Origin of the sequence: Photorhabdus australis DSM 17609 (genome assembly GCF_000711895.1) — a bacterium.
In the GTDB taxonomy this organism is placed as follows: domain Bacteria; phylum Pseudomonadota; class Gammaproteobacteria; order Enterobacterales; family Enterobacteriaceae; genus Photorhabdus; species Photorhabdus australis.
Genome location: NZ_JONO01000088.1, coordinates 1 through 9,892 on the forward strand (window position 1 = coordinate 1; position 9,892 = coordinate 9,892).

At 40.4% G+C, this 9,892-nt stretch carries 8 protein-coding genes and 1 pseudogene; 4 read left to right on the forward strand and 5 right to left on the reverse strand.

What is annotated here, in order from left to right; all coding sequences use genetic code 11:
• A pseudogene (locus tag BO26_RS17540) lies at positions 1–426 on the forward strand (RHS repeat protein); the annotation flags it as partial.
• Positions 427–587: 161 nt separating this feature from the next.
• Here BO26_RS17540 and fbaA read toward each other — a convergent pair.
• The 4 genes from fbaA to tkt all read right to left on the reverse strand — a co-directional run bounded on the left by fbaA (position 588) and on the right by tkt (position 6,313).
• Entirely contained in the window at positions 588–1,664 is a 1,077-nt protein-coding gene (gene fbaA / locus BO26_RS17545; protein WP_036773740.1) for a class II fructose-bisphosphate aldolase, read from the reverse strand.
• A gap of 53 nt (positions 1,665–1,717) precedes the next feature.
• Entirely contained in the window at positions 1,718–2,881 is a 1,164-nt protein-coding gene (pgk, locus tag BO26_RS17550) for a phosphoglycerate kinase (RefSeq protein ID WP_036773741.1), read from the reverse strand.
• A gap of 82 nt (positions 2,882–2,963) precedes the next feature.
• Positions 2,964–3,983, reverse strand: a complete 1,020-nt coding sequence (gene epd / locus BO26_RS17555; protein ID WP_036773742.1) for an erythrose-4-phosphate dehydrogenase — start codon at positions 3,981–3,983, stop codon at positions 2,964–2,966.
• A gap of 335 nt (positions 3,984–4,318) precedes the next feature.
• Entirely contained in the window at positions 4,319–6,313 is a 1,995-nt protein-coding gene (tkt, locus tag BO26_RS17560) for a transketolase (RefSeq protein ID WP_036773744.1), read from the reverse strand.
• Between the two features lie 624 nt (positions 6,314–6,937).
• Here tkt and BO26_RS17565 point away from each other — a divergent pair.
• From BO26_RS17565 to BO26_RS17575, 3 genes are all read left to right on the forward strand, one after another.
• Positions 6,938–7,708 carry a PAS domain-containing protein gene (locus tag BO26_RS17565; protein WP_072023297.1) on the forward strand — a complete coding sequence of 257 codons (771 nt, stop codon included), beginning with the start codon at positions 6,938–6,940 and terminating at the stop codon, positions 7,706–7,708.
• Between the two features lie 167 nt (positions 7,709–7,875).
• Positions 7,876–8,517, forward strand: a complete 642-nt coding sequence (locus BO26_RS17570; protein ID WP_051691034.1) for a helix-turn-helix transcriptional regulator — start codon at positions 7,876–7,878, stop codon at positions 8,515–8,517.
• A gap of 17 nt (positions 8,518–8,534) precedes the next feature.
• Entirely contained in the window at positions 8,535–9,203 is a 669-nt protein-coding gene (locus BO26_RS17575) for a helix-turn-helix transcriptional regulator (protein ID WP_036773746.1), read from the forward strand.
• A 358-nt stretch (positions 9,204–9,561) separates the two neighbouring features.
• Here the strand turns inward: BO26_RS17575 and BO26_RS17580 are convergent.
• The coding region (locus BO26_RS17580) for an IS630 family transposase (RefSeq protein WP_036773749.1) at positions 9,562–9,892 on the reverse strand (331 nt) is incomplete at its 5' end.

Below are 9,892 nucleotides of genomic sequence, written 5' to 3' on the forward strand. Positions count from 1 at the left end.
CTGAGTAATGCCGTACAAGATGCCAAGGAAAATATTCCGACTCGATTTAAACAAGCAACAAAGGCATTAGTCACAGTGGGTACAACAACGCCTGAAGGTGTAAAAGAACTCGCAGAAACCGCTAAAAAAACCATCGATGTTATGGAGGATACTGCCATAGTTGGCGGCTCAATAGCCCTCGCAGGTAATGCTGCAATTACTGCAGCTAAAGTCGCTTTTCCTGTTGCGTCTACCCCCTTAACCATTGCACAAGCAGCATGGGTTGCAAGTTCGGTGGGAAAAACGGTTAACGACGTTAATGATGTAGCTAAAAAGCATATTGAAAAAAGCGAAATTACACACAATGCAAGAACTGATCTATTAACTCAAGTTAAGCAAATTAACAAAGAGAACAGGCAAAAAATCATATTTGGCAAAAATGAATAATTCTGTATGAATCGACATTCATACGACTAATGCCAGTCAGTTATTTATTTAACTGACTGGCAGTTTTAGAAACAGCATTCTGTCGCGCAATAGAATTTCTTCAAAATAGCTGATACGTATTGCAAAAAGCCCCCGCTATAGTCGCGGCGGGAGCAAATCACTTACAACACATCAACTGCATTTAATTCCTTGAAAGCCTGTTCCAGACGAGTGATCATAGAAACCTGGCCGGCACGCAGCCATACGCGCGGATCATAGAATTTCTTATTTGGTTTATCTGCGCCTTCTGGGTTACCCAACTGGCCTTGCAGGTAGCCTTCGTTCTTCTTGTAGTAGTTCAGAATACCTTCCCAAGCCGCCCATTGAGTGTCAGTATCGATATTCATTTTAACGACACCGTAGCTAACCGCTTCTTTAATTTCTTCCGCTGTAGAACCAGAACCGCCGTGGAAAACGAAATCCAAGCTATTGTGTGGCAAATTGAATTTTTCAGAAACATAGTCCTGAGAGTTGCGCAGAATTTTTGGCGTCAGTTTAACGTTACCTGGCTTATAAACACCGTGAACATTACCGAAAGAAGCCGCAATGGTGAAACGTGGGCTGATGGCATTTAGCTTCTCATAAGCATAAGCAACGTCTTCTGGTTGAGTATATAGGGCTGAGCTGTCCATATGGCTGTTATCAACACCATCTTCCTCACCACCAGTACAACCCAATTCGATTTCCAGTGTCATATCAATCTTCGCCATGCGAGCCAGATACTTACTGCAAATTTCAATATTTTCTTCCAGGGATTCTTCTGACAAATCGATCATATGAGAAGAGAACAACGGCTTACCGGTCACTGCATAATGTTTCTCACCAGCATCGAGCAAACCATCAATCCATGGCAGCAGTTTACGCGCACAATGGTCAGTATGCAGGATCACAGGAACCCCATAATGCTCAGCCATCTGATGAACATGGTGAGCCCCAGAAATTGAACCCAGAATAGCCGCTTGTTGACCCTCAGCTTTCAACCCCTTACCGGCGATAAAAGCAGCACCACCGTTAGAAAACTGAATAATAATTGGAGAACGAACTTTGGCGGCAGTTTCCAAAACTGCGTTGATTGAATCAGTACCTACACAGTTTACCGCTGGCAACGCAAAGTTGTTTTCTTTGGCTATTGCGAACACTTTTTGAACATCATCACCAGTGATGACACCCGGTTTTACGAAATCAAAAATTTTAGACATGTTACGTGGGTCCTGTTTAGAGCGGGCAGATAACACTGCCCGTCATGACTTAATTACTGTTTTGCACGTTCTTCCAGCATCACAACCGCAGGCAGTTTTTTTCCTTCTACAAACTCAAGGAAAGCCCCACCACCGGTAGAGATGTAAGAAATCTTGTCAGCAATACCGAACAGGTCGATCGCTGCCAGAGTATCGCCGCCACCTGCGATAGAGAATGCATCACTATCAGCAATTGCGCGGGCTACAATTTCAGTTCCTTTACGGAAATTAGGAAATTCAAATACACCAACCGGGCCATTCCACAGAATAGTCTTGGCGTTTTTCAAAATCTCCGCCAGACGTTGAGCTGACTCATCACCCAGATCAAGGATTTGCTCATCATCTTTAATATCGCTGGTAGATTTCAGGGTTGCTTCTGCGGTTTCAGAAAACTCTGTTGCTATCCGAACATCCGTTGGTACCGGGATATCACAACTTGTCAGCAACTTTTTCGCTTCTGGGATCAGATCATCTTCATAGAGGGAACGACCCACATTATGGCCTTCTGCGGCAACAAAAGTATTCGCAATCCCTCCCCCCACAATCAGTTGATCAGCAATTTTTGACAACGTGTCCAGGACCGTCAGCTTAGTTGAAACTTTAGAGCCACCAACGATAGCAACCATTGGACGAGCTGGGTTATCTAGCGCTTTACCCAAGGCATCAAGTTCTGCAAACAACAACGGACCAGCACAGGCAACCGAAGCAAACTTAGCCACACCATGAGTAGAAGCTTGGGCACGATGAGCAGTACCAAACGCATCCATGACATAAACATCACACAAGGAAGCATATTTTTTAGCCAGAATTTCGTCGTCTTTCTTTTCACCTTTATTAAAGCGAACATTCTCCAGAACAACCAATTCACCTTCAGCTATATTCACACCTTCCAGATACTCTTTCTCCAGACGAACTGGAGAAGACAGTTTCTCTTTCAAGTAGTCTACTACTGGTTTCAGCGAGAATTCTTCATTATATTCGCCTTCAGTAGGGCGCCCAAGGTGAGAAGTGACCATGACTTTGGCACCCTGTTTTAATGCTGCTTCGATGGTCGGCAAGGAAGCACGGATACGCGCGTCAGAAGTGACTTTGCCATCCTTTACCGGAACGTTCAGGTCAGCACGGATCAAAACACGCTTACCCGCCAGATCTAAATCGGTCATCTTAATTACAGACATGGTGAATCCTCTCGTTGATTCTCTAAGTTATTTAATCTTATGCCGTGTGCAGATCTATTATGCATCGTCTGTCAGCAATAGATCATTTGAATCCCGTAGCCGCCATCGCTAATGTTGTATCCAACATTCGGTTAGCAAAACCCCACTCATTATCACACCAAACTAGTGTTTTAATCAGATGTTGACCACTTACCCGCGTTTGTGTGCCATCAACAATCGCACTGTGGGGATCATGGTTAAAATCTGTTGAGACTAACGGCAATTCTGTATAGTCAACTATACCACGAAATGAAGTCGCTGCTGACTCCCTCATTAATTCATTGATTTTTCTAACATCTACTGGGGATTTTACCGTCACACTCAAATCGATAGCCGTAACGTTAATCGTTGGTACACGTACTGAGATGGCTTCAAAGCGGTCACAGAATTTTGGGAAAACCCGGGTTATCCCTACTGCCAATTTAGTATCCACGGGAATAATAGATTGGCTAGCTGCTCGGGTACGCCGTAAATCTTTATGATAAGCATCAATCACAGGCTGATCATTCATTGAGGCGTGAATGGTTGTCACTGTGCCAGACTCAATCTCAAATGCATCATCCAACAATTTAATGATAGGAATAATACAATTAGTGGTACAGGAAGCATTGGATACAATGCAATCCCCTGTTGTCAATAAGTGCTGATTCACCCCATAGACCACTGTCGCATCTAAATCATTTCCCCCCGGATGAGAAAACAGCACTTTTTTTGCGCCACTGACAAGATGAGCTTCCCCATCGGCTCGGCTGCCATAAATCCCACTGCAATCAAGGACAACATCAATCCCCAGTTCCCGCCAGGGTAGAGCCGATATATCGGGTTGATGAAACAAGCGAATATTATCGTCACCAACCTGCAACAAATCATTGTTCAGACGCACATCCCAGGCAAAGCGGCCATGGCTGGAATCATACTTCAGCAAGTGAGCAATTCCTTCGGCATCTGCCAACTCGTTAACAGCAATAACAGCGATTTCTGCCCGGCGACCAGATTCATAAAGAGCACGCAAGACACTGCGCCCTATCCTGCCAAAACCGTTTATTGCTACCTTGATTGTCATGTTACTCCCGAATAATAGTCATCATCACGCAACCGCCTAGAATAACCGACCCAATCATCAATGTACCGACTGTTTATCACAAAATTGTTAAAACAATGACACCCAAAACGCCTTTAAACAACATAATGAAACGATTCAGCTATTAGTCATGTGAGATTACGGGAAAAGGAAATTGATCGCAATAGCAAAAAGTAATCAACTCACAAGTTGCCAAAACTTATTACGTTGACCTCCTCCCCGCCGTAAAGAGGGGTTTTACGGCGCATCGGATAAATCAATAAAGAGCACACCCGGCCAAAGTTTGATCCGGATGCGCTCGCTAACAAATTTACTGATTATTTCAGTAGCGCTTTAGCCTTAGCAACTACATTTTCTACAGTGAAGCCGAACTCTTTAAAGAGTTGCTCGGCTGGTGCTGATTCACCAAATTGATTCATACCAACAATAGCACCATTCATACCGACATATTTAAACCAGTAATCAGCAATACCAGCTTCGATTGCAACACGTGCAGAAACCGTAGCCGGTAGAACTGCTTCACGGTACTCCGCATCCTGTTTATCAAAAGCATCAGTAGACGGCATAGAAACTACGCGTACCTTACGGCCTTCCTGAGTCAACTGATTATAAGCCCCTACCGCTAATTCAACTTCTGAACCTGTTGCGATCAGAATCAGCTCTGGCTGACCTTCACAATCTTTCAGAATGTAAGCCCCTTTCTCAACATTAGCCAGTTGCTCAGCAGTACGTTCTTGCTGGGCCAAATTCTGGCGAGAGAAAATAAGTGCTGATGGACCCGTTTTACGTTCGATAGCATATTTCCACGCAACCGCAGACTCAACCTGGTCACATGGGCGCCATGTACTCAGATTTGGCGTTACCCGCAAACTTGCAATCTGTTCCACCGGCTGATGGGTTGGACCATCTTCACCCAAACCGATTGAGTCATGGGTATAAACAAAGATGCTGCGAATTTTCATTAGTGCCGCCATACGCACTGCATTACGAGCATATTCAACGAACATCAGGAAAGTGGCACCGTAAGGCACAAAACCGCCATGCAGAGCAATACCGTTCATAATTGCTGACATACCAAATTCACGCACCCCATAATGAATGTAGTTGCCGGCCTGATCTTCGTTCAATGGCTTAGAACCTGACCACATAGTTAGGTTACTTGGTGCCAAATCAGCAGAACCGCCCATAAACTCAGGCAACACTTTACCGAATGCTTCCAATGCATTCTGCGATGCTTTACGGCTGGCAATATTGGCTGGGTTCTTTTGCAACTGTTCGATAAATGCTTTTGACTCGGCTTCCCAATTTGCGGGTAATTCACCGCAGGTACGGCGTTTAAATTCAGCCGCTAACTCAGGGTACGCTTTTTCATAAGCAGCGAACTTTTCATTCCAGATTGCTTGTTTTGCTTTACCCGCTTCTTTTGCATCCCACTCTGAATAGATTTCCGCTGGAATTTCAAATGCTGGATGATTCCAACCCAACACTTCACGAGTTGCTGCTATTTCTGCATCACCCAATGGAGCACCATGGGAATCGTGAGTACCTGCTTTAGTTGGTGCGCCAAAACCGATTACCGTTTTGCACATCAATAACGAAGGTTTATCAATAACTTTACGGGCTTCTTCAATCGCAGCCTTAACCGAATCTGCATTATGACCATCAACGCCGCGAACCACATGCCAGCCATAAGCCTCAAAACGGCTTGCTGTATCATCGGTAAACCAGCCTTCAACATGACCATCAATGGAAATACCATTGTCATCATAGAAAGCAACCAATTTGCCCAGTTTTAACGTTCCCGCCAAAGAACACACTTCATGAGAAATGCCTTCCATCATGCAGCCGTCACCCATAAAGGCATAAGTGTTATGGTCAACGATATCATGACCTGGACGGTTAAATTGCTCAGCCAAGGTACGTTCAGCAATCGCGAAGCCTACTGCGTTGGCAATCCCCTGCCCTAAAGGACCCGTCGTAGTTTCTACACCTGGAGTATAACCATACTCAGGATGGCCTGGGGTTTTGGAATGTAACTGACGGAAATTTTTCAGATCTTCGACTGAAACCTCATAACCAGTGAGATGCAACAGGCTATAAATCAGCATAGAACCATGACCGTTAGATAATACAAAACGATCGCGATCGACCCAATGCGGGTCAGTTGGGTTATGATTCAAATAATCACGCCATAAAACTTCAGCGATATCAGCCATTCCCATAGGTGCACCAGGGTGCCCTGATTTTGCTTTCTGCACAGCATCCATACTCAGGAAGCGAATAGCATTGGCAAGGGTTTTACGAGTGGTCATTTTTTACTCCAAGTGGGATAAAAGCGTTTAGGGGATAATTTTCTCAGCACAGCGTACAAACCGCAATCTTTAAAGCCCAAAAGGGAAACTATCTTAATTTCACCTGAACGGCAATTCTTTGATTTAGGTTGCGGCTTTACATGAATCTCGGCGTTACCAGAGCAATAAACAAGCTAACTACGTAATATTGAAGAAGTGAGTTCATTAAACATAACCATTAGCCGCAAATCAAGACACAAGACAACAAGATATAAAATGCCCAATTGAATGAAAATACGTCTTTGATTTATGGTAATTTCCAGCTGTCACATAAATTGTTTATATTGGCCATATATTGCATATCAATATCCTGACAGTGTTCTGATTTATAGATATAACTTTCACACTCAACAAAAAAATCAAATAATGCAAAATAAAATAATAATTAGGGTTATATTTTCTGACATAATGAAATTTTTACGAAAAACAATAAGCAATTCTATTAACAAACATAGGTAAAATAAAAAATTATTATTTTTTTAGTGAATTAATTATTGCAATCCATTATATGATCAGGTTATTTTAAATAGAATAATAAAAATAGCCATTCAGATAACCCCTTAATTAATCATTAGGACAATTCTTATGTCAAATAGAAAAAACAGACCAAATAATATCACTCCGCAATTAATTTATATGTGGGAAAAAAGTGATGATCCATGGGGAGCCAAAGATTGCCAGTCAAAATTCATCTATGCAAATCCCGCTTTTTACCAACTGCTCAATCTACCTGAAGATTTCGATATTGTAGGACTTTCTGTCGGTGAATTACCCTCAACCATTGCAGAATATGACGAAGAGTTCAACCGTCAAGATCAAGAAGTCATGCAAACAATGCAAACAGTAACTTCATTTAAGACCCATCAGTTTGGGAAGAATAAAGTTAAACAAACCTACCTCTGCGATAAATATCCACTTTGTGATGAAGATGGTAACTGCATCGGTATCACTTTTCATCTGCATAAAACGCAAAATTTTTCTGTTTCTTACTATTATGAAAGAACATTGCCAAGAACTCTGGAATTCACTCCACCTAACGACACACTAACTCAGATTGAGTGGGAAGTTCTTTTTTTAGCCCTGCGTTCATTGGACGAAGAAAGTATCAGCGAAGAATTAATGATTAGTACAGAAGACGCAATTAACCATATTCAGTCAATTTACCGAAAATTCAATCTACCTCTACATATAGAACTAGAAGATTTCTGCAAAGAAAATAACTTTGATCTTTACGTTCCTGAGAGATTTGCCGATATAAAAAGCAGATTATTATACCCTATGGATTTCAAGATACATCGCGGCGGCAAAGGAGCGAATCCCCGGGAGCATAGAGAACCAGGTGACCGGGGTGAGTGAGTGCAGCCAACAACGGGAAACTTGAAAGATAACGGGTATATAAGTTATCACTTATTACATGACTCATACATATTCAGAATTAAGGTCAAGGCTCAGGTATTTTTTGACAAAATAGGGATTATACCGTGCATTACAAAAAATTAACTGTATCTCCTCAAATTATTAATATGATGGAAACCAGTCATGAACCCTGGGGAATTAAAGACGCAAACTCCCGCTTTGTTTACGAAAACAAAGCGATGGCTATGTTGAGAGATCTTCCCGCTGGTTTTAATGTCGAAGGATGTCTTGACAATGATTTGCCATGGGCAGGTGCAGAGTTTGCTGAGCAATTCCAAATACATGATAGAGCAGTAATGCAATCAGAACAAAGAATATGTTCATTAGAAACACATTTATATGGTAAAGAAAAACTTCTTTCCTCATATTTCTTTGAAAAATTCCCCTTTTATAATGAAAGTGGTCAATGTATTGGCATCATTTTTCATGCCTGGAAAGCCGAAGCCTTTTCTCTGACACGCTTTTTTTATGGTAAACTTCCAGCCTCTATCATGTTCCAGCCTCCCTCTGAATTATTTACGCAACGGGAATGGGATGTCATTTTCCTATTTTTACAGAAATACACCAGTAAACAAATCGGACGAATATTGAATATTTCTTATCGAACTGTAGAAACGCATATTTTACGAATATATAAGAAAATTGGTATTAATTCCAGTCAACAATTGGAGGAATTTTGTCGTCTTAATGATTTCGATCTGTATGTTCCTGAAAGATTTTTAAAACCAGGAAGTAGAATGTTTATATAATATTAAGAGCAAAAAATATGAAAACTAAATACAATATATCGGCACAGATAATAAACACCATGGAAAATAGTTATGATCCTTGGGGAATTAAGGATAAAAGCACCCGTTTTATTTACGAAAATAAAGCAATGGGTATGTTACAAAATATTCCTGTTGATTTTAATGTCGAAGGGCGCTTTGATCGTGAAATACCCTGGTCAGGTGCTACCTTTGAAGAACAATTTCAACGACATGATAGAACAGTCATGCATTTGGGAAAAAGTATATATTCATTAGAAACACATATATTTGGTAAAGAGAGAATTCTTTCCTCATATTTATTCGAGAAATTCCCTTTTTATAACGAAAATAATGAATGTATTGGCATAATTTTCCACGGACAGAAAACAAAATCCTTTTCTTTAAAAAAATTTTTTAATGGAAAACTACCACCTTCTATCATGTTCTGCTCTCCCTCAGAACAACTTTCATCGCAAGAATGGGAAATTATTTTTCTTTTCCTAAAAAAACACAGCAAGAGGAGAATCAGTCAAATACTTAACATTCCTTATCTATCGATAGAAAATCATATAGAAAGCGTATATAAAAAACTAGAAATTAACTCTTATGCTCAACTAGATGAATATTGCCGGTTACATAACTTTAATTTTTATATACCGGAAAAATTTTTACTTCCTTACATATAAACATTATATTTATATTTATATTTATATTTAATTTTTTATAAGTTATATCACTTTATCAAGGTAAAATATCAATCTGTCAGAGAAGAGATAAAATTTTACTTTAAAGTGATTTTTATTAAAATAAATAAATTTTCTAAAAATTTTATTATTACGGTATAAATAACGTTTCATAATTCTGCTACACACGGCCTTCCTCAACCCATTGTTATACATAGAATCATTAGTAGCATAAGATGTAGCGCTATTTTATAATCTTATTTATATTGATGAAAATTTATATAAACCAGTTAATCAATATTCTGATTTTTTTAAAGAGCATGAGCATGGGATCTTAAAATACATATATACCCAAGAAACTTCAAGATGCAGTTTTTAGCACCTGAAAATGGTCATTAATTCTCGATGTCAGCGAGTCCGCTATATCAGGTAGCGTTGTAGTGAAAAATTTGAACACTTTGTCTCGAAATTCCTGTTTATTAGCGAAATAACGGTTATTTCGAACCTGTTCATTCATGACCTTCCATAATCGCTCTATCGAGTTTAAATTGGGACTGTAGGGAGGAAGGTAATGTAACTCAATATTGCTGATATAAGCCCAGTCCTTCACAAGATGCGCTTTGTTGTAACCCGCCCCATCCACAATAAGATGAATTTTTTGATGATAGTCAGGATAAGACTTTCTTATTTCA